The organism is Ruegeria marisflavi, from assembly GCF_025673445.1.
Classification (GTDB): domain Bacteria; phylum Pseudomonadota; class Alphaproteobacteria; order Rhodobacterales; family Rhodobacteraceae; genus Ruegeria_B; species Ruegeria_B marisflavi.
This window is the reverse complement of record NZ_JAOVQN010000066.1, coordinates 1-1,243: the sequence shown is the minus strand read 5'-3', so window position 1 is coordinate 1,243 and position 1,243 is coordinate 1. Positions and strand designations below refer to the sequence as shown.

General features: G+C 55.9%; 1 protein-coding gene and 1 pseudogene. Both read right to left on the bottom strand.

Annotated features, from left to right (window positions below; all coding sequences use genetic code 11):
- A partial coding sequence (locus OEZ49_RS22980; protein ID WP_263390465.1) for a hypothetical protein occupies positions 1 to 266 on the bottom strand: 266 nt, incomplete at its 3' end.
- Between the two features lie 89 nt (positions 267 to 355).
- A pseudogene (locus OEZ49_RS22975) lies at positions 356 to 988 on the bottom strand (tyrosine-type recombinase/integrase).
- Between the last annotated feature and the right edge of the window lie 255 nt (positions 989 to 1,243).

Here is a 1,243-nt window from a genome sequence, read left to right as displayed (position 1 = left end):
CTGCGGGCATCCAAGTGCACCCACTCAACTAGTAGCACAGCGCCACAATAACTCCTAACTTTGTCCGCTTTGTCCGCTTTGTCCGCAACCCGGTCATTGCCGTCGAAAAAATGCTGCGCGATGCATGAACGGCCGGAACGCGAGAGCTGCATCGCGGCGTCGCGGCCTGTGATGAAAGTCAGGAAAGGGCCGTTCGCACCAGTTCGAGAGGGATCGCCGAAGGTCGAGAAAGTCCCGATGACGGCCATCGAAGGAACATAGACCAAGGTCTGCTATCCCAAGGAACGGCCATTCCCGCCTGAACTTTCGGAACCGAATTTGAGATGGCGGACAGCCGTTGCCGTCCGCCAAACCGTCAGATGTCGATCTTCTCGGCGATACTCAGCGCGTCGTCGAGTTCGACTCCAAGATACCTGACTGTGCTATCAACCTTGGCGTGTCCGAGCAGCAGTTGAACTGCCCGAGGATTTCCAGTCTTCCGATATATCAGCGCAGCCTTTGTCCTCCGAAGAGAATGCGTCCCGTACCCGCAAGGATCCAGTCCGATGACCGATACTCAGTTGCGGACGAGACGTGCATATTGCTGGGTCGAAAGGTGCGACGAACCGTGGAACCTGCTTGGAAAAAGGAACTTGCGACCAAACATGGCCGGCGATGAGACCCACTTGATAACCGATCGTCGCGTGTTCTCGGACACTTCGAACTGAACTAGCCTGCCTGTCTTGCTCTGGACGATCGACACGCGGTCGCGAACCGTGCCGGCAACGACGAGATGAGCCACTTCCAGGCGAACGAGATCGCAACCGCGAAGTTTGCTGTCGATAGCGAGGTTGAACAGCACAAGGTTGCGCTGGTTCCCGGAGAGTTCGAGCCGCGCACGAATTGCCCAGACCTGTCTTGGTAGGAGTGGACGTTTCTGGCCTATCAGTCGGTTCTTATTCCAAGGCGGTCGAGACGGTCTGATTATTGGAAGCTGAATATTGGACATGGTGAAGTCTCCATCCAGCCCTCCCACACCAGGCATCGGCACCTTGCCAACCTGCGCACCTTACTGTCTTTCCCATCACAAAAACCGATCGCCCCCATCTCAGACCGCACTTCAACACACGTAATGGTCGCTTCTGATCAAGTCGGACGTCCGATGAAAATGAGCCTATGACCGAGTTGCGGATGGGGTGGATGACGTCTGCACCTAACTGTCGCGCAATGCGGCAGACTACAGATGTTGTCATCTGCTAGGAAA